The following is a 26,526-nucleotide window of genomic DNA, read 5'->3' as shown; positions in this document are numbered from 1 at the left end:
GCACGCCCGCACCCCCCGACCGACAGGAAAAAATGCGGTCGGGTGGGTGTCTGGCGGGAGAATTTCTCTTGCTCCTCTTGCGGGGATCACCCCTGCGTGGATACGGTTCCTTAACGCAAGGTTCTCCTGTGGAGGAAGAGGCATGACGGAAATTCTTGTGCAGGACGTGACCGGTGAGGGGATAGTCGCCGACGCCCGCGTGATCGACCACCCCGCGTGGGCCGAGCTCAAGAACGCCGTGGAGGAGATCCGGGTCTGGCAGCGCGCCGACGGCTCCGTGGACTTCGAGGCCGAGGACGCGCCAGCCCGCGCCCTCGTCGAACTGACCGTGGACCGGCTGGTCGCCGCCGTCGAGCAGCTCTCCCCGCTCGTGCCGCACGACGCCGCGTACCACCGGGCGCTCGTCGCCGACCTGCGCAAGTGGTCCGAGGGCGGCTTCGCCGTCCCGGACTTCCTGGACTCCCTCATGGAGTTCCACCCGGCCGCCGGCCGCGCCGACGGGCTCCAGCACCTCGTGCTCTTCCCGATGTACACGCAGAACGGCAACCCGGACCGCAACTTCGAGGCCGTCGTCCTGCGCATGGTCTGGCCGGACTGGCTGGCCGAGCTGGAGGGCGCCCGCTACGACAACCCGGGCTTCTGCGGGATCACCTTCGAGGACTTCACCGCCGGGTACGACACCAACTCGGCCGTCCTCTTCCCGGAGACCGTCGCGGTCCGCGAGGTCCCCGAGCGCTTCACCTGGGGCGGCATCTTCTGCGACCGCGAGGCCGCCCGCTTCCGCAAGGTCACCGAGGCCGCCGTCGACACCCTGGGCCTCAAGCTGCCCGCGGACATCGCCGCGATGCTCGACGACCAGAGCCGCTGCGAGCAGGCGTTCGTCCTCTGGGACCTGGTCCACGACCGCGCCCACAGCCGCGGCGACCTGCCCTTCGACCCCTTCATGATCAAGCAGCGCCAGCCGTTCTGGATGTACGGCCTGGAGGAGCTCCGCTGCGACCTCACCGCCTTCAAGGAGGCCGTGAAGCTGGAGGGCGAGGGCAACGAGCACGGCCGCGACGTGCAGTACGCGGTCCTCTTCGACCGGATGTTCCGCTTCCCGCTCACCGGCGACCGCGTCCGCAACTACGACGGCCTGGGCGGCCAGCTCCTCTTCGCGTACCTCCACAAGAACGACGTGGTGCGCTGGACGGACAACGTCCTCACGATCGACTGGGAGCGCGCCCCCGAGGTCACCAACCGCCTCTGCGCCGACATCGAGAAGCTCTACCGCGACGGCATCGACCGCCCGAAGCTCGTCCACTGGTTCAAGGCGTACGAGTTCGTCGCCGGCTACCTCGCCCCGCACCCGGGCTCCAAGTGGGCCAAGGGCCCCGACGCCCTGGACCTCACCCTTCCGCCGCGCAAGCTCGTCGACGACGTGCTTCCCGACGAGTTTCCGCTGAGCATGTTCTTCGAGGCCCTCGCCAAGAAGCTCAAGGGCGTCATCGCCGGGACCAAGGGCATCACGGCCGCGGACGTCACGGGCACCGAGCGGGTCGCCGCGTGAGCGACGCCCGCCAGGACACGGAGGAGGCGGCACCCATGCACGCCGAGACGAACGGCGGCCCCCTCGACGGGCTCGTCATCGCGGTGGCCGGCGCGGCCGGCCCCGCGGGCCGGGCGGCCCTGCTCCGCCTCGCCGGCGCCGGCGCGACCGTGGTCGCCGCCGACGCCGACCCCACCCGCCTGGCCGAGGCCGTCGAGGCCGCCCGCCAGGCCCACGGCGCCAAGGTCATCGGCGACACCGTGGACCTCCTCGACCTCGGCGCCACGCGCGCGTGGGCCGACAAGACGGAGAAGGAGTTCGGCCGCGTCGACGGGCTCGTCCACCTCGTGGGCGGCTGGCGCGGCGCCCCCTCCTTCGCCGAGACCGACCTCAAGGACTGGGACCTCCTGGAGAAGCTCCTCGTCCGTACGGTCCAGCACACCTCGCTCGCCTTCCACGACGCCCTGCTCCGCGGCGGCGGCACCGGCCGCTACGCCCTGGTCAGCCAGGCCGGCGCGCACAAGCCGCAGGCCGGCAACGCGGCGTACAACGCCGGCAAGGCCGCCGCGGAGGCGTGGACCCTCGCCATGGCGGACTCCTTCCGCAAGCTGGGGGGCGAGGACGGCCCGCAGGCCGCGGCTGCCATCCTGGTGATCAAGGCATTGGTGCACGACGCCATGCGCGCCGAACGCCCCAACGCGAAGTTCGCGGGCTTCACCGACGTGAAGGACCTGGCCGACGAGATCGCCGGTCTGTGGGAGCGGCCCGCCCAGGAAGTGAATGGACAGCGCCTGTGGCTGACCCCCGAGCCGTGACCGCGGCCCTCGGACACCGGACCGACGCCCGTCGTCACCACGACCCGTCGGTCCGGGGCTTCGCCAGCGACAACTACGCCGGCGTCCACCCCGAGGTGCTCGCCGCGATCGCCCTCGCCAACGGCGGCCACCAGGTCTCCTACGGCGAGGACGAGTACACCGACCACCTCCAGCGGATCGTGCACAGCCACTTCGGTCCGCTCGCCGAGGCGTTCCCGGTCTTCAACGGCACCGGCGCGAACGTGACCGCCCTCCAGGCGCTCACCGACCGCTGGGGTGCCGTGATCTGCGCCGAGTCCGCCCACATCAACGTGGACGAGGGCGGGGCTCCGGAGCGCATGGGCGGCCTCAAGCTGCTCACCGTGCCGACCCCGGACGGCAAGCTCACCCCCGAGCTGATCGACCGGCAGGCATGGGGCTGGGAGGACGAGCACCGGGCGATGCCCCAGGTCGTCTCGATCACCCAGAACACCGAGCTCGGCACCGTCTACACCGTGGACGAGATCCGCGCCATCGTCGAGCACGCCCACTCCAAGGGCATGAAGGTGCACCTCGACGGCGCCCGGATAGCCAACGCCGCCGCCTCGCTGGACGTGCCGATGCGGGCGTTCACCAACGCGGTCGGCGTCGACGTCATCTCGTACGGCGGCACCAAGAACGGCATGCTCTTCGGCGAGGCCGTGATCGTCCTGAACCCGGACGCGGTCAGCCACATGAAGCACCTGCGCAAGCTGTCCATGCAGCTCGCGTCCAAGATGCGCTTCCTGTCGGTGCAGCTGGAGGCGCTGCTCGCCAAGGACCTGTGGCTGCGCAACGCCCGGCACGCCAACGCGATGGCCGCCCGCCTCGCCGAGGGCGTGCGCTCCCTGGACGGCGTGGAGATCCTCTACCCGGTGCAGGCCAACGCGGTCTTCGCGCGCCTCCCGCACGAGGTCACCCGACGGCTCCAGCGGCGCTTCCGCTTCTACTTCTGGGACGAGGCGGCCGGCGACGTGCGCTGGATGTGCTCCTACGACACCACGGAGGACGACGTCGACGCGTTCCTCCAGGCACTGAAGGAAGAGCTGGCCCGCCAGTAGCGGGCGTGCACGCACGGGAAAGCGGTCGAGCGGAGACGAGGACTCCGCCCGACCGCTTCGCCGTGCCCGGGCACGGCGTGGGTTCCCGGTCCGGGACTCAGGCGGGGGTTCCCGGTCCGGGACCCCAGGTGGGTTCAATGAAGTGAATCGGTCGGTGCTCTACACTGAACCACGCACCACTGAACCGAATGCACCCCCGGCAGCAAGGAACGGCGACCATGCCCCTGACGCTCACCGTCTCCGACGAGGTGCGCGCCCTCGTCCCCGGCTTCACCCACCTCGCCATCGAGGCCCGCGGGCTCGTCAACGGCCCGAGCGACGCGACCAGCTCGGCCCTCCTCGACGAGGCGGCCGCCCGGCTCGCCGCCCGCCTCGACGGCCGCACCCCGGACCAGGACCCGCACGTCGCCGCCTGGCGCGCCGCGTACACCGCCTTCGGCGCCAAGCCGTCCCGCACCCGCAACTCCGCCGAGGCGCTCGCCCGACGGGCGGCGGCGGACGGCGGACTGCCCCGCATCAACCGCCTCGTCGACGCCTACAACGCGATCAGCGTCGCGCACCTCATCCCCGTGGGCGGCGAGGACCTGAACCGGATCGAGGGCGGCATGCGACTGGTCCGGGCCACCGGCGAGGAGGAGTTCGTCACCGTCGCCGGCGGCGAGGAGACCGTGGAGCACCCCGAGCCCGGGGAGATCGTCTGGTGCGACGAGCGGGGCGTCACCTGCCGCCGCTGGAACTGGCGCCAGGGCCCGCGCACCCGCATCGACGACGACACCACCGACGCCCTGTTCCTGCTGGAGTCCCTCGCCCCGATGACCCGCGAGGAGCTGCTGACCGCCGGGCAGGAGCTCGCCGAGGCGCTCCAGAAGGTCAGCCCCGGGGCGCGGATCACCGTCCGCGACCCCGAGTGAACCGGCGCGCGGCGACGTCCGGACCGGCGCGCGCGGCTACGCCCCGGACGCCTTGAGCTGCTCCGGGGTCGGCGCCGTGCCGCCCAGGTGCGCCGGGATCCACCACGTGTCCGCGGCGTCCTTCGGGCGCACCGGATAGGCGCGCTGGGCGGCCTCCAGGAGCTCCTGGACGCGCCCGCGCAGCCGCCGGGTGATGGCCCCCGCGTACTGGTCGGCGGGGGCCTCGACCGGCTCCCCGACCCGGATCGTCACCGGGATGTGGGCCCGCTTGAAGTTCCGCGGCTTGCCCTTCGTCCAGATCCGCTGGGTCCCCCACAGGGCCATCGGGATCAGCGGCACCCCGGCCTCCTGCGCGAGCCGCGCCGCGCCCGACTTGAAGCTCTTCAGCGTGAAGGACTCCGAGATGGTCGCCTCGGGGAAGACGCCGACGATCTCGCCCTTCCGCAGCGCCTCCAGGGCGTGCTGGTACGCGTGCTCGCCCTGCGCCCGGTCCACCGGGATGTGCTTCATGGCCCGCATCAGCGGACCGGAGACCTTGTGCCGGAAGACCGACTCCTTCGCCATGAACCGCACCAGACGCTTCTGCGGCAGCGCGGCCAGACCGCTGAAGATGAAGTCCAGGTAGCTGATGTGATTGCTCACCAGGACGGCGCCGCCGGTCCGCGGGATGTGCTCCGAACCCTGTGTGTCGATCTTGAGGTCGAGCGCCTTGAACATGGTGAGCGCTGCGCCGACCACCGGTCGGTACACGAGTTCTGCCATGGGAGAGGTACCCCTTCGTCTGTGCCTTTTTGGGAGGGCTCTCCCGGCGAAGTTACGCGGCCGTAGGTTTTCGGCTTTGGGCAGATCGTGCCGCATGTGGGCCGCTGTGACCAGTCCAGGCGGCTTCGTACGGGGAGATTCTCGTCACTCGCGGTGGTCGTGGCGGGAATGCGACGGTGCCGTGCGGCGCTGCACCGGAGAACAGGGACGCGGAGACCAGGAAGAGCGGGTGCGGGAATGACGGCGTACGCCACGGACGCGGGAGCCGGGCGCGGGTCCGGAGCGGGGCACCCGGGGGTCGAACCGGGTGCGGACCTGGGGGCCGAGCTGGGCGCGGACCTCGGGGAGCGGGCCACGCTCGTCCAGTTCTCCACCGCCTTCTGCCAGCCCTGCCGTGCCACCCGCCGCACCCTCGCCGAGGTGGCCGCCATGGTGCCGGGCGTCGCGCACGTGGAGATCGACGCCGAGGAGCGCCTCGGGCTCGTCCGCGCGCTCGGGATCACCCGTACCCCCACCGTCCTCGTCCTCGACGCGGCCGGCCGGATCGTCCGCAGGGCCGCAGGGCAGCCCCGCCGGGTCGACGTCATCGCCGCCCTCGGTCACGCGCTGTGAGGTCCCGAGGCCGGTCTGACGCGGTGACACATCTCCCACATCCCGGTACGCACTTGACCCGGGCGGTCACCCGTCGTCACCCTGACGGAGTGACCGGTGAACTCCTTCTCCACGGCCGGGCCCATGTGGACCTGGGCCGTCATGCGAGCGCGCGCTGTCCGGGTCTGTGAGACCCCAGGACCCCGCTCCCCGCCGCCCCGCACGAAGGACAACTCCATGACGGTTTCGCCCGAGCTCCGTACCGTACCCACGATCGGCGCCCCCAGGTCCGCCTCGCCCGACCTGCTCCGCTCCGTCTTCCGCCGCCACGCCGCCGGCGTCGCCGTGATCACCGCGCACGGCGAGCGTCCCGTCGGTTTCACCGCGACCTCGCTCAACTCGGTCGCGGCCGATCCGCCGCTGATCTCCTTCGGCGTGGGCACCGGCTCTTCCAGCTGGCCCGTGCTCGCCGAGGCCGAGCACATCGGCGTGCACATACTCGGCGACCACCAGGAGGAGCTGGCGGCCACCTTCGCGCGCAGCGGCGCCGACCGGTTCGCGGAGCCGACCCGCTGGAGCCGGGGCCCGGAGGGCGTGCCCGTGCTCGACGGGGTCCTGGCCTGGCTGGTCTGCCGCGTGGTGGCGAGGGTGCCCGCGGGCGACCACCGGATCGTGATAGCGCAGGCGGTCGCGGGAGACCCCGACGGCGCCGGCCGTCCGCTCCTCTATCACCACGGGCGCTTCAACGGTCTGCGCGACCGATAGTTCCCGTGGCGGCGGCGCTCCCCGCGTTGGCAAGGTCACATTCCTGAGCGCTTGCTTACTGGTCACGAACTGGGTGTACTGACGAGTAATATCTGGTCGGGGCGTCCGGTGCCCCGACCGGAAACCCGCCCTTCAGGCGCCTATGCTGCGAGCAACAAGGCAGCCCAGTTATGACGATGCAGTAGGAGAGCCGGCGTGAGCTTGAGGATCGTTGTCTGTGTGAAGTACGTGCCGGACGCCACTGGCGACCGGAAGTTCGCCGACGACCTGACGGTCGACCGCGAGGACGTCGACGGTCTCCTGTCGGAGCTCGACGAGTACGCGGTCGAGCAGGCGCTGCAGATCGCCGAGGAGGCCGACGACGCCGAGGTCACCGTCCTCACCGTCGGCCCCGAGGACGCGCGCGACGCGCTGCGCAAGGCGCTCTCGATGGGCGCCGACAAGGCCGTCCACGTCGACGACGAGGACATCCACGGCTCGGACGTCATGGCCACCTCGCTGGTGCTCGCGAAGGCGATCGAGAAGACCGGCTACGACCTGGTCATCGCCGGCATGGCCTCCACCGACGGCACCATGGGCGTCCTCCCGGCGATCCTGGCGGAGCGCCTGGGCGTCCCGCAGGTCACCCTGCTCTCCGAGGTCAAGGTCGAGGACGGCAAGGTGACGGGCCGCCGTGACGGCGACACCGCCTCCGAGACGCTGGAGGCGTCCCTCCCGGCCGTCGTCTCCGTGACGGACCAGTCGGGCGAGGCCCGCTACCCGTCCTTCAAGGGCATCATGGCCGCCAAGAAGAAGCCGGTCGAGGAGCTGGAGCTCGACGACCTGGAGCTGGACGCGGACGAGGTCGGCCTGGAGGGCTCCTGGACCGCCGTGGACTCCGCCGACGAGCGTCCGGCGCGCACCGCGGGCACGATCGTCAAGGACGAGGGCGAGGGCGGCAAGCAGCTCGCCGAGTACCTCGCGAGCCAGAAGTTCATCTAAGGCTCCCGCGAGCCGTACCGACCGCCCCCTTTTCGTTCGCAGGAGATTGAAGTCCCATGGCTGAGATTCTCGTCTACGTCGACCACGTCGACGGAGCCGTCCGCAAGCCCACCCTGGAGCTGCTGACCCTCGCCCGCCGCATCGGCGAGCCGGTCGCCGTCGCCCTCGGCAACGGCGCCACCGCCACCGCCGGTGTCCTCGGCGAGCACGGTGCCACCCGCGTCCTGACGGCCGAGGCCGCCGAGTTCGCCGACTACCTGGTCGTCCCGAAGGTCGACGCCCTCCAGGCCGCGTACGACGCCGTGTCCCCGGCCGCCGTGCTCGTCCCGTCCTCCGCCGAGGGCAAGGAGATCGCCGCCCGCCTCGCCGTCCGCATCGGCTCCGGCATCATCACCGACGCCGTGGACCTGGAGGCCGGTGACGAGGGCCCGGTCGCGACGCAGTCCGCGTTCGCCGCCTCGTACACGACCAAGTCCCGCGTCTCCAAGGGCACCCCGGTCATCACCGTCAAGCCGAACTCCGCCCCGGTGGAGCCGGCCCAGGCGGCCGGCGCCGTCGAGCCCCTCGCGGTCTCCTTCGGCGAGCTGGCCACCGGCACCAAGGTGACCGCCCGCACCCCGCGCGAGTCCACCGGCCGTCCGGAGCTGACCGAGGCCGCGATCGTGGTCTCCGGCGGCCGCGGCGTCAACGGCGCCGAGAACTTCGCGATCATCGAGGCCCTCGCCGACTCGCTCGGTGCGGCCGTCGGCGCCTCCCGCGCCGCCGTCGACGCCGGCTGGTACCCGCACTCCAACCAGGTCGGCCAGACCGGCAAGTCGGTCTCCCCGCAGCTGTACATCGCCGCGGGCATCTCCGGCGCGATCCAGCACCGCGCCGGCATGCAGACCTCGAAGACCATCGTCGCCATCAACAAGGACGCCGAGGCCCCGATCTTCGACCTCGTCGACTACGGCGTGGTGGGCGACCTCTTCGACGTCGTCCCGGTCCTGACCCAGGAGGTCCAGACCCGCAAGGGCTGACGACCAGCGCTTCCGCGGGTCCCGGGGGCCGCACGGCGAGTTTCGCCGTGCGGCCCCCGGCCGTTTCGGACAACCATTGACGCAGGTCCCGGCGGACTACTAACTTCGCTATACGGATTATTGATTCCGTGCAGCGGAAAACAGGAGGGAACAGGGATGGGTCAGCAGGAGAAGGTGTCGACGAGCCTCGCGGGCGCGGTCAGCGAGGGCATCAGCTCCTCCCTCGCCGCGGTGGACGCCGAGCTCGACCGCCGCTACCCGGGCGACCCCGGCACCCGCCAGCCCGTCCACACCGTCTACGTCCCCGGCAACGTCTTCGACGCCGGCACCATCCGCTCCTGGGGCGACCAGGCCCTGGCCGCGCTCGACGAGCACGCCCCCGACGCCGGCTCCTTCGCCGCCGTCCTCGGCCTCTCCGACGACCTCGCGGAGGACGTGTACGCGCGCGTGCGGACCAAGCTGGAGCGCGAGCCCATCGAGGACCTGCGCGTCGACTTCGAGGACGGTTACGCGGGCGCCGACGAGGACCAGGACGCGGCCCGTGCGGCCCGCCTGATCAACGAGGCGTACGCCAACGGCACCGCCGCCCCGTACATGGGCATCCGGATGAAGTGCATGGAGGCCGCCGTACGCGACCGCGGCATCCGCACCACGGACGTCTTCCTCACCGGCCTCCTGGAGAACGGCGGCCTGCCCGACGGTCTCGTCCTCACCCTCCCCAAGGTCACCTACCCCGAGCAGGTCACCGCCTTCGTCCGGCTCCTCGAAGCCTTCGAGAAGGCCCACGGCCTCGACGCCGGCCGCCTCGGCTTCGAGATCCAGATCGAGACCAGCCAGTCCATCCTCGCCGCCGACGGCACCGCCGCCGTCGCCCGCATGATCGACGCCGCCGAGGGCCGTGCCACGGGCCTCCACTACGGCACCTTCGACTACAGCGCCTGCCTCGGGGTCTCCGCCGCCTACCAGGCCAGCGACCACCCGGCCGCCGACCACGCCAAGGCGATCATGCAGGTCGCCGCCGCCGGCACCGGCGTACGCGTCTCCGACGGCTCCACCAACGTGCTCCCGGTCGGCTCCACCGCCCACGTCCACGAGGCGTGGAGGCTCCACTACGGCCTCACCCGCCGCGCCCTGGCCCGCGCCTACTACCAGGGCTGGGACATGCACCCGGGCCACATCCCGACCCGTTACGCCGCCGTCTTCGCCTTCTACCGCGAGGGCTTCGAGACCGCCGCCAAGCGCCTCTCCGCCTACGCCAACCACGCCGGCGGCGACGTCATGGACGAGCCCGCCACCGCCAAGGCGCTCTCCTCCTACCTGCTCCGCGGCCTCCAGTGCGGCGCCCTCGACACCGCCGAGGTCGACGCCCTCACCGGCATGACCCGCGCCGCCCTGGAGCGCTTCGCCGCCCCGCGCCGCGGCGACCTCACCGCCAGCGCCGAGCACTGAGGCGCCGAGGCCCGAGCGGGCGCGGCCGACGGTGGCTTCGGCCGTCCCCGCCTCCGGGCGGGCCGCTCGGACGGAGGGCGGAGGTCAGACGGACGGCGGAGGCACCTCGCCCGAACCCCGGGCGAGGAGCCGCGTCCCGATGACGGCCCGGCGGGGCGGCTCGGCCGCCCCGTCCAGGCGCCGGAACAGCCACTCGGCGGCGGTCCTGCCGAGCGCCGCCGGGTCCTGGGCGATCACCGTGACGCCCAGGACGTCGCCGAGCTCGACGTCGTCGAAGCCGACCAGCGCCACCGGAGGCTCCCCTCCGGGCCTCTCGGCCAGCACCCGCACGGCGGTGACGGTGACCCGGTTGTTGCCCGCGAAGAGCGCGGTGACCGGCTCGGGGCCGGAGAGCATCGCGGCGAGCGCGGCCGCCACCCGCTCCGGATCCGTGGACCCCGGCGCCACCCACCGCTCGTCCACCGGAAGCTCCGCGTCCTCCATCGCCGCCCGGTAGCCGCGCAGCCGCTCCGCCGCGGTGTGGATCCGCGGCCGGTCGCCGACGAAACCGATCCGCCGGTGCCCGTGCGCGATCAGATGGGCCACCCCCTCGCGGGCCCCGCCGAAGCTGTCCGACAGAACGGCGTCCGCGTCGAGGAGCCCGGCCGGGCGGTCGGCGAACACCGTGGCCACGCCCGCGCGGATCTCCGGCTCCAGATAGCGGTGGTCGTCCCCGGCGGGGATCACGATCAGCCCGTCCACCCGGCGCGCGCAGAGCGTCAGCGCCAGTTCCTGCTCGCGCTCCGGGTCCGCCGCGCTGGAGCCGTTGATGAGCAGGGTGCCGTGCGCTCGCGCGACCTCCTCCACGGCCCGGCTGAGCTGCCCGTAGAACGGGTCGGCCAGGTCCTCCAGGACGAGTCCGATCGTCGCCGTGCGGCCCTTCCGCAGCACCCGCGCGCTGTCGTTGCGCCGGAAGCCCAGCGCGTCGATCGCCTCGCGGACCCGCCGTTCGGTCCCGGGGGTGACCCCCGGCTCGCCGTTCACGACCCGCGAGACGGTCTTGAGGCCGACGCCGGCCCGGGCGGCGACGTCCTTCATCGTGGGCCGGTTGCCGTAGCGGGGCTCGGGGCGGGTGGTCTCGGCCACGGTGCGGGGTCCTCCGTTGCGGGGTGCCGGCGGGCGCCGTCCGGCGGATCGTGCGCCTCCGGACCGAGCATAGAGCCTGGGAAACGTTGTCAGGCCGACCGGGTTCAGGCTGCCGTCCGTCCCGCGCGGCCGGTACCGGCCGGGGCCGGCGCGCGGCGCCGTGAGAACCTACCCGCATGCCCACCACCCCCCGTTCCGCCCCCTTCCCCGGCCCGGCCGCCGGCCCCGTCGCCGCGCTCGACATCGGCGGCACCAAGATCGCCGGGGCGCTGGTGGACGCCGAGGGGCGGATCCTGGCCCGCGCCCGGCGTCCCACCCCGGCCCGGGAGGACGCGGAGACGGTGCTGCGGGCGGTCGGCGAGGTGCTCGACGCCCTCGCGGCCTCCCCGCTCTGGGACGCCACCGAGGCCGTCGGCATCGGCAGCGCCGGACCCGTGGACGCTGCCCGTGGCACGGTCAGCCCGGTGAACGTGCCCGGCTGGCGCGACTTCCCGCTCGTCGAGCGGATCGGCCGGGTCGCCGGAGGGCGGCCGGTCACCCTCGTCGGCGACGGCGTCGCCATGACCGCCGCCGAACACTGGCTCGGCGCCGCCCGGGGCCACACCGACGCCCTGTGCCTGGTCGTCTCGACCGGCGTCGGAGGCGGTCTCGTCCTCGGCGGCCGGCTCCACCCGGGCCCCACGGGCAACGCGGGCCACATCGGCCACCTCAGTGTGGACCTCGACGGCGATCCCTGCGCCTGCGGCGGCCGGGGCTGCGTCGAACGCCTCGCCGCGGGGCCCCACATCGCCCGCCGCGCCCTCGACGAGGGCTGGCGGCCCGGCCCCGACGGCGACACCTCGGCGGCCGCGGTGGCCGAGGCCGCGCGGGCCGGCCACCCGGCCGCCGTCGCCGCCTTCGAACGGGCCGCCCGGGCGCTCGCGGCCGGCATCGCCGCCACCGCGCACCTGGTGGAGATCGACATCGCGGTGGTCGGCGGGGGAGTGGCCGGCGCCGGCGAGGTCCTCTTCGCCCCGCTCCGGCGCTCCCTCGCCGACTACGCCACGCTCTCCTTCGCGCGCGGGCTGACCGTCGTGCCCGCCGCCACCGGCACCGACGCGGGCCTCCTCGGCGCGGCGGCGGCGACCCGCGCGGCACACTGACCGCCCGCAGGACTCACCCGCGTACCAGGGCGGTTCCGGCGACCACGCTCGCCCGCGTACCGTCGCGCCGACCGTGCGCCGCGCTCACTCGCGTACGGGCGAGGCCCGGGGCTTCGTGCGCTCCGGGGCTCGCTGTTCCACCACGACCAGGAAGGCGTCGGTCGTCAGGTCCATCACCACCCGGGCCGGCACCCCCTCCTCGCGGCACGCGCCCGCGTACTCCTCGGCGGGCCAGTGACCCCGGGGCCCACCCGCAGGAAACCGTTCCAGAACCGTACGGTCCATCTCCGCACCCCCTCGTGCTCGCGTTCTCAACGACCCGCGGGCCCGAAGCGTTACGCAGCGGCCCGATCATGTGTTCGTGGTTTCCGTGGCAGGGTGTTGCGGGCAAGCCACAGGGGGCCGTCGATGAGGGGGGAATCGTGATCGTCTGGATCAACGGTGCTTTCGGCGCGGGGAAGTCCAGCGCCGCGCGCGAACTGGTCGGACTGATCCCGCACAGCACGCTGTACGACCCCGAGGCGACCGGCGGGGAGCTGCGCAGGCTCCTTCCCGCCAAACGCCTCGCCGAGGTGGACGACTACCAGGACCTGCCCATCTGGCGGCGGCTCGTCGTGGACACCGCCGCCGCCCTGCACGCCGAGGTCGGCGGGGTGCTCGTCGTCCCGATGACGCTGCTCAGGCAGGAGTACCGCGACGAGATCTTCGGCGGCCTCGCCGCCCGCCGCATCGACGTCCGGCATGTGCTCCTGGCACCGGAGGAAACGATCCTGCGGAGCCGTATCGACGGCCGCGCCGACTACGGCGACCCGGACGTCGACGCCGAGGTCCGCCGCTGGTGCCACGACCACCTCCCCGCCTACCGGGAGGCCACCGCCGGCTGGCTCGGCGCCGACGCCCACACCGTCGACACCTCGGCGCTCACCGTCGCCGAGACCGCCCGGGCCGTCGCCGACGCCGTCCAGGGCGGGCTCGCCGCGCCCTGCGGCATCGTGCAGACACCGGAACCGACCCGCGAGACGCTGGCCGCAGGCGTCCTCCTCTTCGACGAGCAGGACCGTTTCCTCCTCGTCGATCCCACCTACAAGCCCGGCTGGGAGTTCCCCGGCGGCGTCGTCGAGGCCGGCGAACCGCCCGCCCGCGCCGGGATGCGCGAGGTCGCCGAGGAGATCGGCCTGGAACTCGACGCCGTCCCCAGGCTCCTCCTCGTCGACTGGGAACGCCCCCAGCCGCCCGGCTTCGGCGGCCTCCGGCTCCTCTTCGACGGCGGCCGGCTCGGCGCCCGCGACACCGCCCGGCTGCGACTCCCCGGCGCCGAACTGCGCGCCTGGCGCTTCGTCACCGAGCAGGAGGCCGCCCACCTTCTCCCGCGCGTCCGGTACGACCGCCTCCGCTGGGCCCTGCGCGCACGCGAACGCGGCACCGTGCTCAACCTGGAGGCGGGCGTCCCGGTGGGCTGACCTCCCGCCGTCAGAGCTCCACGGCCCCGGCGGCCGCCGCCGCCGACAGTCGCTCCGCCGTGTCCTCCGTGACCGCCGGCCCGTGGCCGCAGCACAGCACCGCGGGACGCAGTGCGGCCAGCCGGCGCAGCGATTCCAGGGCCAGAGCGCGGTCCACGTGGAACACGCCGAAGGTCACCCCCCGCACCGACGCCACGGTGTCGCCCGCGAAGAGCACACCGTGGCGGGGGAGGTGGACCGCCATCGAGCCCGGAGTGTGCCCGGGGGTGTGGACGGCGACCGCGCCGTCCCCGAAGCCGAGCGCCTCGCCGTCCTCGATCTCCCGGTCGACCCGGGTCGGAGGGGCCTCGGGGCAGGTGAGGCCGTGCTCCCAGAGCGGGCGCTCCCACTCCAGCAGGTCGGGCCCGGGCGTCGGCAGCTCGCCGCGCACGTACGGCGCGTCGAGCCGGTGGGCGACGATCTCGGCGCCGTGCCGGTCGGCCAGCTCCTGAGCCGCGCCCACGTGGTCGCGGTGGCCGTGGGTGAGGACGATCCGGGCCAGCCGGTCCGGATCGAGGCCGGCCGCCCGTATCGCCGCCGTCGTGCGGTCCGCCGATCCGGCCCAGCCGGCGTCCACCAGGGTCAGTTCCGCGTCGTCCCGCCACAGGTACGCCTGCCCGATCGTGTAGTCGAGCAGGTGCAGCCGGGGCGTGATCCTGAGGGGTTCCATACCGCCGAACGTAAGCGCCGGAGCGGGCGTGAAGGGGGCTTCTACGCTCTCCGCGAGCTTCGCCCGACGCTGAATCGGCGAGTGGCCGTCCCGGCGTCAGGCCCGGCGGCTGCCCGCGTAGTTGACGAGGAACAGCGCCTCGGCGACCGAGAGCCGCTCCAGCTCCTCCGGCGACACCGACTCGTTGACCGCGTGGATCTGCGCGTCCGGCTCGCTCAGGCCGATGAGCAGGATCTCCGCCTGCGGGTAGAGCGTGGCGAGCGTGTTGCAGAGCGGGATCGAGCCGCCCATGCCCGCCGCCTGCATCTCCTGGCCCGGGTACGCGACCCGCATCGCCTCGGCCATCGACGCGTACGCCGGGCTGGCGGTGTCCGCCTGGAACGGCTGGCCCTGGCCGACCTGCTCCAGGGTCACCCGCGCGTTCCACGGCGTGTGCGCCTCGATGTGGGCGAAGAGCAGCTTGGTCGCCTCGGCCGCGTCCTGGCCGGGCGGCACCCGCAGGCTGATCTGCGCGCGGGCGGTCCGCGGGATCGACGGGGTCGCGCCGGCCACCGGGTGGCAGTCGATGCCGATGACGGTGACGGCCGGACGGGCCCAGATCCGGTCCGCGACCGTGCCGGCGCCGGGCAGGTCCACGCCCGGCAGCACCTTGGCGTCGGCGCGGAACTGCTCCTCCGGGTACTGGAGGCCCTCCCACGCGGCGTCGGCCGGCAGCCCGTCGATCCGCGTCGAGCCGTCCTCGGCCCGCAGCGAGTCCAGGACCCGGATGAGCGCGGCGAGCGCGTCGGGCGCGGCACCGCCGAACTGACCCGAGTGGAGGTTGCCCTCCAGGGTGTCGACCTGGACCCGGATCATCGTCATGCCGCGCAGGGTGGCGGTCACGGTCGGCAGTCCGACCCGGAAGTTGCCCGCGTCGCCGATCACGATGGTGTCGGCGGTCAGCAGCTCGGGGTGCTGCTCGGCGTACCGCTCCAGACCGCCGGTGCCCTGCTCCTCGGAGCCCTCGACGATCATCTTCACCGTCACCGGCACCCCGCCGTTGGCCTTCAGGGCCCGCAGCGCCAGCAGGTGGAGGATGAACCCGCCCTTGCAGTCGGCGGCGCCGCGCCCGTACCAGCGGCCGTCCTCGCGCTCGGTGAGCCGGAACGGCGGCGTCACCCAGGCCGACTCGTCGAGCTTCGGCTGCACGTCGTAGTGGGCGTAGAGGAGGACGGTCGGCGCGCCCGCCGGGCCCGGCAGCACGCCGTACACCGACTGCGAACCGTCCGGGGTGTCGAGCAGGGCCACGTCGCGGAAGTCCTCGGCGCGCAGCGCGTCGGCGACCCAGTTCGCCGCGGCCTCGCACTCGCTGCGGGGCGCCACGGCCTCGTCCGCGACCGACTCGAAGGCGACCAGTTCCGCCAGCTCGGCCTTGGCCCGAGGCATCAGGGACCGGACGGTCTCGGCGATCGGATTCGGCGTCATGGGCACGCTCCTCGTGGGTGCGACGTTGAGACAGAGAAGGAGCGAACGGCGTATCTGGTGGTACGGCGATCGCACCGTCGATCCTACGACCGGGCTGTGGCCTACCGAGCCGTAGGATGCGGGAAGCAGACGCCGGTCGGATCAGGAGCAGAAGCACACGTGAGCAGCGAGCACGCAGAGAACGCCGGTCCGGAGCACACCGAGCCGCTCGTGCCCGGCGAGCCGGCCGCGGCGGCCGGGCCGTCCGACGCGGCGACGGCGGGCGAGAAGCCCGGCCCCGCCGCGGCGACCGAGCCGGAGCGGGAACCGGCGGCGGAGGCGATCGCGGAGTCGGCGGCGGAGGCGATCGCGGAGTCGGACTCGGAGCCGGCGGCGGAGGCGATCGCGGAGCCGGACTCGGAGTCGGCGGCGGAGGCGTTCGCGGAAACGGTGACCGAGCCGGAGCCGGACGTGGCGGAGACCGGCACCGGCCTGGAGGGCCGGGACGGTCCGGACGGTCTCGGCCCGGAGCGTCCGGACGTGTGGGACGTCGTGGTCGTCGGCGCCGGCCCGGCCGGCGCGTCGGCGGCGTACGCGGCGGCCGTCGCCGGCCGCCGGGTGCTGCTCCTGGAGAAGGCCGAGCTGCCCCGCTACAAGACCTGCGGCGGCGGCATCATCGGCCCCTCCCGCGACTCCCTGCCGCCTGGCTTCGAACTGCCGCTCCAGGACCGGGTGCACGCGGTCACCTTCTCCCTCGAAGGCCGCTTCGCCCGCACCCGCCGCTCCCGCCGGATGCTCTTCGGGCTCATCAACCGGCCCGAGTTCGACGCCCAGCTCGTCGAGCACGCGCAGAAGGCCGGCGCCCAGCTGCGCACCGGCGCCACCGTGGTCCGGGTGGAGCAGCACGGTCCGTCGGTGCCGGACCGGCGGACGGTCGCGGTGGTCCTCGCCGACGGCGAGACCGTGCTCGCGCGGGCCGTGGTCGGCGCGGACGGCAGCGCCAGCCGGATAGGAGCGCACGTCGGGGTGAAGCTCGGTCAGGTCGACCTGGGCCTGGAGGCGGAGATCCCGGTGCCGCCGTCGGTGGCGGAGGACTGGAAGGGCCGCATCCTCATCGACTGGGGCCCGATGCCCGGCAGTTACGGCTGGGTGTTCCCGAAGGGGGACACGCTCACCGTCGGTGTCATCTCGGCGCGCGGTGAGGGCGCGGCGACCAAGCGGTACCTGGAGGACTTCGTCGCCCGGCTCGGCCTCTCCGGCTTCGAGCCCACGATCTCCTCGGGCCATCTGACCCGCTGCCGCGCCGACGACTCGCCGCTCTCCCGCGGCAGGGTCCTGGTCTGCGGCGACGCGGCGGGCCTGCTGGAGCCGTGGACCCGCGAGGGCATCTCGTACGCGCTCCGCTCCGGCCGGCTCGCCGGTGAGTGGGCGGTCCGGGTGGCGGAGGCGGGCGACGCGGTGGACGCCCGCCGCCAGGCGCTGAACTACGCCTTCGCGATCAAGGCCGGTCTGGGTGTGGAGATGGCGGTCGGCCGGCGGATGCTCGCCGTCTTCGAGCGCCGCCCGGGGCTGCTGCACGCGGTGATCACCGGTGTGCGGCCGGCCTGGAAGGCGTTCGCCGACATCACGCGCGGTTCGGCGACGCTGGCCGGCATGGTCCGGTCGAACGGTCTGGCCCGGCGCGCCCTCGAAGTGCTCGACAAGCGCATGGACACCGCGTCGGGCGTCGGCCCGGCGGGCCGGGGCGTGGGCCGCAGGGACGAGGACGGGACGGCCGGGGACGGCCTCGCCACGGACGGGGGCGGCGACGGAAACGGCGCCGGGACCGGCGACGGTACGGGCGGCGAGGAGCTCTCCGCGGGCGGGCGGGAGACCGGGGCGTCCTGACGCGGGTGCGTCCTTCAGTGGTGAGGGTGGGCGGGGACCATGGGTCCGCGCCCACCCTCACGCGTTGGCGGAGGTGATGCGGAAGACGGGGTGCTTCGGCGCGACGGCGCGCAGCTCCTCGTCGGTGGAGTTCGGGCCGACGCCGGCGAAGAACACGCCGACCTCGGCCTTCCAGCGCTTGAGGTAGGCGCGCAGCACCTCCACCTTGGCGTCGTCGGAGACCTCGGTCGCGGTGAACGCCTCGACGTGCTTGCCGAGGTGCAGCTCGCCGCCGCCGACGGCGCGCATGTTGCGGGTCCACTGGACGTGGCCGCGCGGGGCGACGAGGTAGCGCTCGCCGTCGAGGGTGAGGACGTTGACCGGGGTGGTCCGCCAGGCGCCGCTCTTGCGGCCCCGGACGGCGAGGACCCGCGAGCCCCACACGCTGACGCCGCGCCGGGTCAGCCACGCGACGGCGCGGTTCATGACGTGGACGGTGAACCAGCCGGGCTTCATGACGTGGGCGGGGGTGGTGGACATGGGGGCCTCCTGGGGTGCGGGCGCTGGATGGTGAGCGCGGGGTGGGAGCGGGGTGAGGGCGAGCCAGAGCGGCGGGAGCGAGCCAGAGCAGGTGAGAGCAGGTGAGAGCTGGGGAGAGCGATGCTCTCGATTCGTATCGCTTCATCGAATCGTGAGCACTGCTCTCGCTTGAGAACAGTCTGCACGGATCGGCGCTCACAAGCAAGAGCACCGCTCTCGTTTCAGTGCGGCGATCCGGAACGTGGCAGACTGCTCTCCATGACCACCGTTCAAGGAGCCCGCGCCCGCGCCCGGGTCGAGATCACCGCCGCCATCAAGGACGAGGCCCGCCGGCAGCTCGCCGCCGAGGGTGCCGCCAAGCTCTCCCTGCGCGCCGTCGCCCGCGAGCTCGGCATGGTCTCCTCCGCGCTCTACCGCTACTTCCCCAGCCGCGACGAGCTGCTGACCGCGCTCATCATCGACGCCTACGACTCCGTGGGCGCCGCCGCGGAGAAGGCCCACGCCGCCGCCGTACGCGCCGAGTCCGGCGACCACCTCGCCCACTGGACCGCCGTCTGCCGCGCCGTCCGCGCCTGGGCCGTCGCCCACCCCCACGAGTACGCCCTGATCTACGGCTCCCCGGTCCCCGGCTACACCGCCCCCCAGGACACGGTCGGGCCGGCCGCCCGGGTCGGGCTGCTGCTCGTGGCGGTCGCCCGCGCCGCGTACCAGGGGGAGGGCGTCGCGCTGCCGCCGCTGCCCGGCGGCCTCGCCCCGGAGGCGGAGCGGTTCGCCGCCGATCTCGCCCCTGACCTGCCGCCCGCGCTCGCGGTCGCCCTCGTCTCCTCCTGGGCGCAGCTCTTCGGCCTCGTCTCCTTCGAGGTCTTCGGCCAGTTCAACCGGGTCGTCGAGGACCGCGACGCCTTCTTCGCCGCCGCCGCCGAACGGCTCGGCCGGGAGGCCGGCCTGCTGCCGCGCCCTCGACCGCGCCCGCGCCGGTGAGCGGGAGCGAATGGTCGGACGCCGGCCGGGGGAGGCTCAGATCGCCGAGGTCTCCCGCCACAGCCGCAGGAGTTCCGCGTCGCCGGTGACGGTCACGGCCGTCGCCGGCAGCCGGTTCCACAGCGTCAGGTAGAGCCGTTCGGCGGTCCCGGCGATCTCCGCGTCCGCGGGGCCCGCGGCGGACCCGGCGCGTTCCGTCACGGGCGGCGCCGCCGAGAGCCGTACCGTCCACGCGTCTGAGGTGTCGGTCGCCCGGATGCGCAGCGTGCGCGGGTCCTCGGTCCGGACCCGGCTGCGGTCGCGGCCGTGGAAGCCGGTGAGCAGTTCGTCGACGCCGTCGGCGGCGAGCCGGGCCTCGACCGGTCCGGGGCCGGCCGGCAGCGCCGACTCGGCGTCCGCCCGGTGGACGGTCGTCTCGTGGGCCTGGCGCCGGGCCCAGAAGGCGAGCGGCGATGGGGCCGGCATGAAGGTCCAGCAGGCCAGGGACTCCGGGGCGGCGCGCAGCGCGGTGACCAGCGCCGTGTGGCCCTCGCGGTAGTGGGCGAGGAGCGCGGCGCCGTCCAGCGCGGGCTCGTCGCCCGGAGGCCGGTACGCGGTGTGACCCCCGGCGACGAAGCCGGTCGCCCAGCGGTGCACCGTCGTGGTGTGCCGCAGCAGGTCGCGGACCCGCCACCCCGGGCAGGTCGGGACCTCGGCGTCCGTCCCGGTCGTCTCCGCGGCGGCGGCGAGTGCCGCCCCCGCGGTCTCCAGCGCGTCGACGTGCTCCGTGATCCTCATCGTTCCCCCAGCTCCCGAGTGCGTCCCGCCCCCGCCCCGCCCGGCTCCGGCCGGGTCCGGCGGGCGGCCCCGATCATGGCAGACTCGGGCGCATGAACGGCAAGGCGACGACGACGCGTACTCGGCTGGACAGGGGGCGCAGCGCGCTCGGACCCGCGCTTGAGCTGGTGCACACCGGGCGGGCGCCGACGCGGGCCGTCCTCACCGCCGAGCTCGGCGTCACCCGTGCCACCGCCGGAGCCGTCGCCGCCGAACTGGAGGCCCTCGGGCTGATCAGGGTCGACTCCAACCCCGGGGCCGCCGCCGGTTCGCAGGGCCGTCCGTCGCACCGGCTCGCCGTCGACGAGAAGGGGCCCGTGGCGCTCGCCGCCCAGGTTCACGCGGACGGTTTCCGGGCGGCGCTGGTCGGCCTCGGCGGCACGCTCGTCGCCACCGTCCCCGGTTCGGTGACGGTCTCCGCCGACCCCGCGCAGGTCCTCGGCGCCGTCGTGGACGCGGGCGCCGCGCTCCTCCGGGAGTCCGGGCGGCGCTGCGTCGGCGCCGGGCTCGCCGTGCCGTCCGCCGTCGCCGAGCCCGAGGGCACCGCGCTCAACCCGCTCCACCTCGCCTGGCCGGCCGGCGCGCAGGTCCGGCAGATCTTCGCCGACCGGATCCGGGACGCCGGCATCGAGGGCCCGGCCTTCACCGGCAACGACGTGAACCTCGCCGCCCTCGCCGAGCACCGGCACGGAGCCGGGCGCGGCGCCCGCGACCTGCTGTGCGTGGCCACCGGCCACCGGGGCGTCGGCGGGGCGCTCGTCCTCGACGGGCGGCTCCACACGGGCAGTTCGGGCCTCGCCCTGGAGGTGGGCCACCTGACGGTCAATCCGGACGGCGGTCCCTGCCACTGCGGAGGCCGCGGCTGCCTGGACGTCGAGACCGACCCGCTCGCCTTCCTCACGGCCGCCGGGCGGGAGCCGGGACCCGAGGTGTCCCTGCTCCAGCAGGCCCGCGACCTGCTCAGGACCGCGCCGGACGACCCGGGGGTGCGGGGCGCGGTGGCGGAGCTGATCGACCGGCTCGGCCTGGGCCTCGCCGGTCTGGTGAACATCCTCAACCCCGACCGGATCATCCTCGGCGGTCTCCACCGCGAGCTGCTCGACGCCGACCCGGAGCGGCTGCGCGCCGTCGTGGCCGACCGCAGCCTGTGGGGACGCAGCGGCGGAGTGCCGATCCTGCCCTGCACCCTGGACCACAACAGCCTGGTGGGCGCCGCCGAACTGGCCTGGCAGCCGGTCCTCGACGACCCGCTGGCCGCCCTCGCCGGCGCCTCCGTCTGACCGGGACGCGCACCGGCCCGCCCGGCGGCCCTGGACCGCGTTGCGTAAAGGCGCGCGCAAAGGGGCGCGTAGAGGCGCGCGCAAAGGCGCGCGTAAAGGAGTGGGCAGGACCACGGGGGCCCGGTAACGTCCCCCTCCATGATCACTTCCGATGCTGAACTCCCGCCCCGCCTGGGCAGTCTCACCTTCCACGGCCCGCTCTCCGAGGAGCGGGCCGCGCGCCTCGTCCGCCGGATCGCCGACTCGGGCCCCGCGGACGTCCTCGACATCGGCTGCGGCTGGGGCGAGTTGCTGCTCCGGATCCTCGACGCGGCGCCCGGGGCGAAGGGCATCGGCATCGACATCGAGGCCGATGACCTGGCCCGGGGACGGGCGCTCGCCGCCGAGCGCGGTCTCGCGGACCGCGTCGCCTTCGTGGAGGAGTCCGCGCGCGGCAGCGAGCGCGGCCCGGTCGACGCGATCCTCTGCCTCGGCTCCAGCCAGGCCCTGTGCGATCCGGAGCTGCCGCACGACCCGGCGGAGGCGCTGCGCGAACTGCGCCGCCTCGTACGGCCCGGCGGTCTGGTCGTGCTCGGCGAGGGGTTCTGGGAGCGGACGCCGACCGAGGCGGAGCTCGCCGGGATGTGGCCCGGCGCGACCGCCGGCGACCACTTCCCGCTGGGCGGACTCGTCGACCTGGCGATCGCGGCGGGGTTCCGTCCGGCGTGGATCGAGACGGCGAGCCGCGACGAGTGGGAGGCGTTCGAGTCCGGCTACCGGTACGACACGGAGCTGTGGCTCGCCGCGCACCCGGACCACCCGCTGGCCGCCGAGACCCGCGAGCGCGTCGACCGGCAGCGCTCCGGCTGGCTGAACGGCTACCGAAACGTCCTCGGCATCGCGTACCTGACCCTGGTCGCCACCGCCTGAGCCGGCCCGCCCGGCCGACCGGCGGACCACCGGGCCGTCAGCCCCGGGCGCCCGACGCCAGAGCTCGGGCGCCGGACGTCATCAGCCCGCGAAGACCCCGGCGCCGGACGCCGCCAACGCCGGGGTCTTCGCGGGCGCGCCCAGGGGGACGCCCGCGAGACGGCTGTACGAGACGATCGGGGCGAGCGGCACCAGGTCGAAGCCGAACCCGGCCTCGGCGCCGGCCACCGCCGGGCCGCCGGCGCACGGCGGCGCGGTCAGGGCGAACCAGACGACCTTGCCGCTCGCGCCCCGCGGCCGGACGCCCCAGCTGTCGCTGAGCGCCCCGACGATGGCGAGGCCCCGGCCCGAGGTGGCGAGCGCGTCCGGCCCGTCCCACAGGTCCAGGGCGGACGTCTCGGCCGCCACCGGTATCCGGGGGTCGTTGTCCCGGACCGAGACGGTCAGGCGGTCGAGCAGGAGTTCCAGCTCGACGGTGCACTCCTTGTCGGGCTGCGCGTGGCGGTGCACATTGCTCAACAGCTCGGTCATTCCCAGGGCGACGGGATCGACCAGGTCGTCGAGGTGCCAATGGCGCAGATGGGCGGCGACGATCCTGCGGATCTGTCCGATCCGCGACGGCAGGGCCTGGAGCTCCACCGCGTAATACCTGCTCGGCTCGCTGATCACGGCTGCGACTCCCCGAAGTAGTCCTGAAGACGACGGAGGTTCGGATCTGTCATGCGGTACGGCAGGGCGGCGCACTGAGCACAGTGTCACCACCGTTCCACCCTCAGTGAGGTGCTTCCAGCCTGAGCCAGCCGTCACCGCCCCGCAACCCGCCGCGAGCTTCCCCAGGTCAGGGGCGTCGCCGGGCGGTCACCTGCCGCCGGCCGCCCGTTTCAGCGCGGCGAGGAAGCGGCCCGCCTGCTCGGCGTCCCGGTCGTCGTCCTCCCCGGCCGCGTCCATGGTCAGCCGGTACCGCGTGCCGTTCACCGTCGCCACCGTCTCGTCCGCCTTCGCGAACCACGGGCGGCCCGCCCGCACCGCCTTCACCGGCGCGCTGTCGATCTCGGAGCCGTAACTCGTCAGCAGCGCCAGCCGGCCGTCCTCGATGCGGACCTCGCCGGCCCGGGTGAGCGAGCGCGGCCAGCGCGCGATGCGTACGCCCCTGGCGCTGAACTCCGGTTCCGTCATGGCGGTCCACCCCTTCCGCGTACCCGTCGCTCCCAGTGTGCCGGGCCGTCGGCGCCGGCACCAGGGAACGTCGCCCGACCGCCCCCCAAGCCGATCCTATGGAACGTCAAAGAGAACGTTTGCCCAGGTGAGAGCGGTATCGTCGAGGGTGGGAAGCCAGGGTCCACCCCGGCGGGACAGCGAGGAGAAACCGTTGAGCACCACCCGACCCCCCTACGCCGTGGACGCCGCCACCACCGTGGACGTCGACCGCAGCGATCCGGCGTACCGCGCGTGGCTGAAGGAGGCCGTCCGCAAGGTCCAGGCCGACGCCAACCGCTCCGCCGACACGCACCTCCTGCGCTTCCCGCTCCCGGAGAAGTGGGGCATCGACCTCTACCTGAAGGACGAGTCCACCCACCCCACCGGCAGCCTCAAGCACCGCCTGGCCCGCTCGCTCTTCCTGTACGCGCTCTGCAACGGCTGGATCCGCCCCGGCAAGCCGGTCATCGAGGCGTCCAGCGGCTCGACCGCCGTCTCCGAGGCGTACTTCGCGAAGCTCATCGGCGTCCCCTTCGTCGCCGTGATGCCCCGCACCACCAGCCCCGAGAAGTGCCGGCTGATCGAATTCCACGGCGGGCAGTGCCACTTCGTCGACGACTCGCGCACCATGTACGAGGAGTCGGCGGCGCTCGCGGCCCGGACCGGCGGCCACTACATGGACCAGTTCACCTACGCCGAGCGGGCCACCGACTGGCGCGGCAACAACAACATCGCCGAGTCGATCTACCAGCAGCTGCGCCTGGAGCGGTACCCCGAGCCGGCCTGGATCGTCGCCACCGCGGGCACCGGCGGCACCTCCGCCACCATCGCCCGCTACGTCCACTACACCCAGCAGGACACCCGGATCTGCGTGGCCGACCCGGAGAACTCGTGCTTCTTCGACGGCTGGGTGCACCACGACCCCGACGCCACCGCCGACTGCGGCTCGCGCATCGAGGGCATCGGCCGCCCCCGGATGGAGCCCAGCTTCGTGCCCGGCGCCGTCGACCGGATGATGAAGGTCCCGGACGCGGCGAGCGTCGCCGCCGTCCGCGCGCTGGAGACCGCGATCGGCCGCAAGGCGGGCGGCTCCACCGGCACCGGCCTGTGGAGCGCCTTCAAGATCGTCGCCGAGATGGTCGCGGAGGAGCGCACCGGCAGCGTCGTCACCCTCCTGTGCGACCCCGGCGACCGCTACCTCGACAAGTACTACTCGGACGCCTGGCTCGCCGAGCAGGGCCTCGACATCGCCCCGTACGCGGCGGCTATCGAGCGGTTCCTGGCGACGGGCGTCTGGCCGGAGTGAGCCGCCGGTCCAGTAGGGCCGCCGCCCGGCGGAAGGACAGGCCGAGACCCGGTGCAGCGAGCCGCAGACCGGCGCGGAACGCGGCCGGACCGTCGGCCGCCATCGTCCAGCGCAGCCGTGTCCCCGGGCCCTGACGGGCCATGGCCCACTCCTCGGCCAGCGCGGACACGGCCGGCGCGTTGGTGAGGTCTACGCGGTAGGCGTAGCGCAGGTCCGGTTCGGCGGCCAGGATCGTCTCCTCGAAGCGGACGCCGCCGCGCAGCCGTATCGTGCGGCGCGCCCCGTCGTCCAGGGGGACCGCCGAGGCGACCGGGGTGAACCAGGACGGCAGGCTGCCGACCTCGACGGCTATCGAGCGGTAGACCGCCGGGGGCGGTGCCTGGAGCGTGGCCTCGAAGGCGAGGCGGACGGGCGCGGTGGCGGTGAAGCCGAGCTCCACCGGCCGCAGTCGGCGTGGCATGGACCGGACCTCCAGGAGGGGGCGAAGGGTAGCGGGCACCCTAGGGGCGAAGGGTAGCGGGCACCCTAGCTGACACCGCGTCAGGACGAAAGTCCGTTCGACGAGGGTTGGCTCAGTTCCGTGGACCGCGGCGCAGCAACCCGTCCAGGGCCCGGCCGAAGACCACCCGGCCGGCCCGCGCCAGCACCCCGTCGAAAGCCCGCGGCAGCCCTCGTACCGCCAGCTCCTCCGTCCAGACCACCCGCGCGCCGCCGGACTCGGCCGCCACCCGGATCTCCGCCCAGCCGCGCACCAGCCGCCCGTACTTCTCCAGCCGGCACACCCCCGGCCGGTCCCCGAGCGGCGGCTCCCAGCGGACCACCTCCATCGGGTCGTCGAAACCCAGCGGCCCGAGCCCGGTGCGCGCGGTGAACCGCGTACCCACCCGGCTCGGCCCCGGCGTCAGGACCGCCGTCCTGGTCAGCGGCACCTGCCGGCCGTGCGCCGGCCAGTCGGTGAGCCGCCGCCACGCCTCCGCCGGCGCCAGAGGCACCGAGCGCGCCACCCGGAACCGGCTCACGCCCCCGTCTCTCCGGCCACGAGCAGCCCCGGTACGTGCTCCGCGACCTCGGACCGCACCTCCGCGGCCATGCCCCGGTCCGTCACCCAGGTGTCCACCTCGTCCAGCGACCCGAAGGAACTCAGGCCCACCGTCCCCCACTTGGTGTGGTCCGCGACCACCACCACCCGGCGCGCCGCACGGATCAGACACCCGTTGGTCTCCGCCTCCGCCAGGTTCGGCGTCGACAGGCCCGCCTCCACCGAGAGACCGTGCACGCCGAGGAAGAGCAGGTCGAAGTGGAGCGAGCGGACCGCCCGGTCCGCCACCGGCCCGACCAGCGCGTCCGACGGCGTCCGCACCCCGCCGGTCAGCACCACGGTCGGCGCCCGCCGCCCCTCGCCCGACGCGGGACGCGCCTCGTGGAAGACATCCGCCACCCGGACCGAGTTCGTCACCACGGTCAGGTCCGGCACGTCCAGCAGCTGCCGAGCCAGCGCGTACGTCGTCGTCCCGCCGGAGAGCGCGATCGCCGAACCCGGCACCACCAGCGCCGCCGCCGCCCGCGCGATCTCGTCCTTCGCGCTCGGCTCCAGCGCCGACTTCGCCTCGAACCCCGGCTCGTGCGTGCTCGGCTCCGCCACCGGCACGGCCCCGCCGTGCACCTTCGCGACCATGCCCTGCCGGGCCAGCGCGTCGAGGTCGCGGCGGATCGTCATGTCCGAGACGCCGAGCCGACGGGTCAGCTCGTTCACCCGTACGCCGCCGCGCCGCCGCACCTCGTCGAGGATCAGGGCGCGCCGCTGCTCCGCGAGGAGGTTCTGATTGTCAGTCACCGCCGGGGCCGGTCCTTC

The 26,526-nt window shown here is 73.9% G+C and carries 28 protein-coding genes; 16 read left to right on the top strand and 12 right to left on the bottom strand.

The window, feature by feature from the left end:
• Positions 1-142: 142 nt before the first annotated feature.
• The 4 genes from ACIGHB_RS12665 to ACIGHB_RS12650 all read left to right on the top strand — a co-directional run bounded on the left by ACIGHB_RS12665 (position 143) and on the right by ACIGHB_RS12650 (position 4,333).
• Positions 143-1,549, top strand: a complete 1,407-nt coding sequence (locus ACIGHB_RS12665; protein WP_360311097.1) for a DUF6421 family protein — start codon at positions 143-145, stop codon at positions 1,547-1,549.
• Positions 1,550-1,584: 35 nt separating this feature from the next.
• Complete coding sequence (locus ACIGHB_RS12660; RefSeq protein ID WP_360311099.1) at positions 1,585-2,343, top strand: SDR family NAD(P)-dependent oxidoreductase; 759 nt, start codon at positions 1,585-1,587, stop codon at positions 2,341-2,343.
• Positions 2,340-3,422 carry a low specificity L-threonine aldolase gene (locus tag ACIGHB_RS12655; protein ID WP_360311129.1) on the top strand — a complete coding sequence of 361 codons (1,083 nt, stop codon included), beginning with the start codon at positions 2,340-2,342 and terminating at the stop codon, positions 3,420-3,422. The genes ACIGHB_RS12660 and ACIGHB_RS12655 overlap by 4 nt, the downstream gene beginning before the upstream one ends.
• 218 nt (positions 3,423-3,640) lie before the next feature.
• Positions 3,641-4,333 carry a phenylalanine--tRNA ligase beta subunit-related protein gene (locus ACIGHB_RS12650; RefSeq protein WP_360311101.1) on the top strand — a complete coding sequence of 231 codons (693 nt, stop codon included), beginning with the start codon at positions 3,641-3,643 and terminating at the stop codon, positions 4,331-4,333.
• A gap of 36 nt (positions 4,334-4,369) precedes the next feature.
• Here ACIGHB_RS12650 and ACIGHB_RS12645 read toward each other — a convergent pair whose 3' ends face one another.
• Positions 4,370-5,095: a lysophospholipid acyltransferase family protein gene (locus ACIGHB_RS12645; RefSeq protein WP_360311103.1), complete on the bottom strand. Its 726-nt coding sequence runs from the start codon at positions 5,093-5,095 to the stop codon at positions 4,370-4,372.
• Positions 5,096-5,332: 237 nt separating this feature from the next.
• Here ACIGHB_RS12645 and ACIGHB_RS12640 point away from each other — a divergent pair, with 237 nt between their 5' ends.
• The 5 genes from ACIGHB_RS12640 to ACIGHB_RS12620 all read left to right on the top strand — a co-directional run bounded on the left by ACIGHB_RS12640 (position 5,333) and on the right by ACIGHB_RS12620 (position 9,900).
• Positions 5,333-5,707, top strand: coding sequence for a thioredoxin family protein (locus ACIGHB_RS12640; protein ID WP_360311105.1), 375 nt, complete (start codon positions 5,333-5,335; stop codon positions 5,705-5,707).
• 216 nt (positions 5,708-5,923) lie between these two features.
• Positions 5,924-6,451 (top strand): flavin reductase family protein, encoded by a 528-nt coding sequence (locus tag ACIGHB_RS12635; RefSeq protein ID WP_360311107.1) that lies wholly within the window; start codon positions 5,924-5,926, stop codon positions 6,449-6,451.
• 195 nt (positions 6,452-6,646) lie between these two features.
• Entirely contained in the window at positions 6,647-7,432 is a 786-nt protein-coding gene (locus tag ACIGHB_RS12630) for an electron transfer flavoprotein subunit beta/FixA family protein (protein WP_360311109.1), read from the top strand.
• A 56-nt stretch (positions 7,433-7,488) separates the two neighbouring features.
• The gene (locus ACIGHB_RS12625) at positions 7,489-8,451 is read left to right on the top strand and encodes an electron transfer flavoprotein subunit alpha/FixB family protein (protein ID WP_360311111.1); all 963 of its coding nucleotides are present in this window, start codon (positions 7,489-7,491) and stop codon (positions 8,449-8,451) included.
• 156 nt (positions 8,452-8,607) lie between these two features.
• Positions 8,608-9,900 carry a DUF6986 family protein gene (locus tag ACIGHB_RS12620; RefSeq protein ID WP_360311113.1) on the top strand — a complete coding sequence of 431 codons (1,293 nt, stop codon included), beginning with the start codon at positions 8,608-8,610 and terminating at the stop codon, positions 9,898-9,900.
• Between the two features lie 84 nt (positions 9,901-9,984).
• Here ACIGHB_RS12620 and ACIGHB_RS12615 read toward each other — a convergent pair whose 3' ends face one another.
• The gene (locus tag ACIGHB_RS12615; protein WP_360311115.1) at positions 9,985-11,025 is read right to left on the bottom strand and encodes a LacI family DNA-binding transcriptional regulator; all 1,041 of its coding nucleotides are present in this window, start codon (positions 11,023-11,025) and stop codon (positions 9,985-9,987) included.
• A 176-nt stretch (positions 11,026-11,201) separates the two neighbouring features.
• Between ACIGHB_RS12615 and ACIGHB_RS12610 the strand changes: the two genes are divergently transcribed.
• Positions 11,202-12,167, top strand: coding sequence for an ROK family protein (locus tag ACIGHB_RS12610; protein ID WP_399912263.1), 966 nt, complete (start codon positions 11,202-11,204; stop codon positions 12,165-12,167).
• An 84-nt stretch (positions 12,168-12,251) separates the two neighbouring features.
• Here ACIGHB_RS12610 and ACIGHB_RS12605 read toward each other — a convergent pair whose 3' ends face one another.
• Entirely contained in the window at positions 12,252-12,452 is a 201-nt protein-coding gene (locus tag ACIGHB_RS12605; RefSeq protein ID WP_360320808.1) for a hypothetical protein, read from the bottom strand.
• A gap of 137 nt (positions 12,453-12,589) precedes the next feature.
• Between ACIGHB_RS12605 and ACIGHB_RS12600 the strand changes: the two genes are divergently transcribed.
• Entirely contained in the window at positions 12,590-13,627 is a 1,038-nt protein-coding gene (locus ACIGHB_RS12600; RefSeq protein WP_399912260.1) for an NUDIX domain-containing protein, read from the top strand.
• Positions 13,628-13,637: 10 nt separating this feature from the next.
• Here the strand turns inward: ACIGHB_RS12600 and ACIGHB_RS12595 are convergent, their stop codons facing one another.
• Together ACIGHB_RS12595 and ACIGHB_RS12590 are read right to left on the bottom strand one after the other, a co-directional pair.
• A complete protein-coding gene (locus ACIGHB_RS12595; protein WP_399912257.1) occupies positions 13,638-14,336 on the bottom strand; it encodes an MBL fold metallo-hydrolase in 699 nt (232 codons plus the stop codon).
• Between the two features lie 96 nt (positions 14,337-14,432).
• A complete protein-coding gene (locus ACIGHB_RS12590) occupies positions 14,433-15,800 on the bottom strand; it encodes a dipeptidase (protein ID WP_360320799.1) in 1,368 nt (455 codons plus the stop codon).
• Positions 15,801-16,271: 471 nt separating this feature from the next.
• On the opposite strand from ACIGHB_RS12590, the gene ACIGHB_RS12585 reads away from it, so the two are divergent.
• Entirely contained in the window at positions 16,272-17,666 is a 1,395-nt protein-coding gene (locus tag ACIGHB_RS12585) for a geranylgeranyl reductase family protein (RefSeq protein WP_399912737.1), read from the top strand.
• Between the two features lie 57 nt (positions 17,667-17,723).
• On the opposite strand, the gene ACIGHB_RS12580 is transcribed toward ACIGHB_RS12585, so the two are convergent.
• The gene (locus ACIGHB_RS12580) at positions 17,724-18,185 is read right to left on the bottom strand and encodes a nitroreductase family deazaflavin-dependent oxidoreductase (protein WP_399912253.1); all 462 of its coding nucleotides are present in this window, start codon (positions 18,183-18,185) and stop codon (positions 17,724-17,726) included.
• Between the two features lie 258 nt (positions 18,186-18,443).
• On the opposite strand from ACIGHB_RS12580, the gene ACIGHB_RS12575 reads away from it, so the two are divergent.
• Positions 18,444-19,166, top strand: a complete 723-nt coding sequence (locus ACIGHB_RS12575; RefSeq protein WP_399912249.1) for a TetR/AcrR family transcriptional regulator — start codon at positions 18,444-18,446, stop codon at positions 19,164-19,166.
• A gap of 36 nt (positions 19,167-19,202) precedes the next feature.
• Here the strand turns inward: ACIGHB_RS12575 and ACIGHB_RS12570 are convergent, their stop codons facing one another.
• Complete coding sequence (locus ACIGHB_RS12570) at positions 19,203-19,943, bottom strand: maleylpyruvate isomerase family mycothiol-dependent enzyme (RefSeq protein ID WP_399912246.1); 741 nt, start codon at positions 19,941-19,943, stop codon at positions 19,203-19,205.
• Between the two features lie 92 nt (positions 19,944-20,035).
• Here ACIGHB_RS12570 and ACIGHB_RS12565 point away from each other — a divergent pair, with 92 nt between their 5' ends.
• Together ACIGHB_RS12565 and ACIGHB_RS12560 are read left to right on the top strand one after the other, a co-directional pair.
• Positions 20,036-21,262, top strand: coding sequence for an ROK family protein (locus tag ACIGHB_RS12565; RefSeq protein WP_360320787.1), 1,227 nt, complete (start codon positions 20,036-20,038; stop codon positions 21,260-21,262).
• A gap of 138 nt (positions 21,263-21,400) precedes the next feature.
• On the top strand, positions 21,401-22,171 hold the full coding sequence (locus tag ACIGHB_RS12560; RefSeq protein ID WP_399912243.1) for an SAM-dependent methyltransferase: 771 nt from the start codon (positions 21,401-21,403) through the stop codon (positions 22,169-22,171).
• Between the two features lie 81 nt (positions 22,172-22,252).
• Here the strand turns inward: ACIGHB_RS12560 and ACIGHB_RS12555 are convergent, their stop codons facing one another.
• Together ACIGHB_RS12555 and ACIGHB_RS12550 are read right to left on the bottom strand one after the other, a co-directional pair.
• Positions 22,253-22,840: an ATP-binding protein gene (locus ACIGHB_RS12555; protein ID WP_360320781.1), complete on the bottom strand. Its 588-nt coding sequence runs from the start codon at positions 22,838-22,840 to the stop codon at positions 22,253-22,255.
• Between the two features lie 189 nt (positions 22,841-23,029).
• Positions 23,030-23,347 (bottom strand): hypothetical protein, encoded by a 318-nt coding sequence (locus ACIGHB_RS12550; protein WP_360320778.1) that lies wholly within the window; start codon positions 23,345-23,347, stop codon positions 23,030-23,032.
• A 193-nt stretch (positions 23,348-23,540) separates the two neighbouring features.
• Between ACIGHB_RS12550 and ACIGHB_RS12545 the strand changes: the two genes are divergently transcribed.
• A complete protein-coding gene (locus ACIGHB_RS12545; RefSeq protein WP_360320775.1) occupies positions 23,541-24,674 on the top strand; it encodes a PLP-dependent cysteine synthase family protein in 1,134 nt (377 codons plus the stop codon).
• On the opposite strand, the gene ACIGHB_RS12540 is transcribed toward ACIGHB_RS12545, so the two are convergent.
• The 3 genes from ACIGHB_RS12540 to ACIGHB_RS12530 all read right to left on the bottom strand — a co-directional run bounded on the left by ACIGHB_RS12540 (position 24,634) and on the right by ACIGHB_RS12530 (position 26,508).
• The gene (locus ACIGHB_RS12540; protein WP_399912238.1) at positions 24,634-25,134 is read right to left on the bottom strand and encodes an SRPBCC family protein; all 501 of its coding nucleotides are present in this window, start codon (positions 25,132-25,134) and stop codon (positions 24,634-24,636) included. The genes ACIGHB_RS12545 and ACIGHB_RS12540 overlap by 41 nt on opposite strands.
• A gap of 112 nt (positions 25,135-25,246) precedes the next feature.
• Positions 25,247-25,693, bottom strand: a complete 447-nt coding sequence (locus tag ACIGHB_RS12535; RefSeq protein ID WP_399912235.1) for an SRPBCC family protein — start codon at positions 25,691-25,693, stop codon at positions 25,247-25,249.
• Positions 25,690-26,508: a DeoR/GlpR family DNA-binding transcription regulator gene (locus ACIGHB_RS12530; protein WP_360320766.1), complete on the bottom strand. Its 819-nt coding sequence runs from the start codon at positions 26,506-26,508 to the stop codon at positions 25,690-25,692. Before ACIGHB_RS12530 ends, ACIGHB_RS12535 begins: the two co-directional genes overlap by 4 nt.
• Between the last annotated feature and the right edge of the window lie 18 nt (positions 26,509-26,526).

The organism is Streptomyces sp. NPDC085460 (assembly GCF_044541975.1).
Lineage (GTDB): Bacteria > Actinomycetota > Actinomycetes > Streptomycetales > Streptomycetaceae > Streptomyces.
This window is presented reverse-complemented; position numbering and strand designations above follow the sequence as displayed.